The 272-nt window shown below is 71.7% G+C and carries 1 pseudogene; it reads left to right on the top strand.

What is annotated here, in order from left to right:
• Positions 1-272, top strand: a pseudogene (locus SB816_RS31660) (succinylglutamate desuccinylase); the annotation flags it as partial.

The raw sequence follows: 272 nt of genomic DNA on the forward strand, positions 1-272 counted from the left end.
CGCGCAAGCGATCGTCGACTATCTGACCGAACGCGGCTTGATCGACGGCACGCCGGCGCCGCTGCCGCCGCTCGCGCACCCGGCCACGCCGCTCGCGGGCACCGATCCGCTGGTCGCGCCGGTGTCGGGCGTGATCGTGTTCCGCACACCGGTCGGCGCGTGGATCGAGGCCGGCCAGGAAGTGGCCGACATCGTCGATCCGCTGACCGATCGCGTGATCACGCTGAAGAGCAGCGTGTCGGGCGTGCTGTACGCGCGGCAGGTCGTGCGGT

It is taken from the genome of Achromobacter sp. SIMBA_011 (assembly GCF_046535435.1).
In the GTDB taxonomy this organism is placed as follows: domain Bacteria; phylum Pseudomonadota; class Gammaproteobacteria; order Burkholderiales; family Burkholderiaceae_B; genus Achromobacter; species Achromobacter dolens.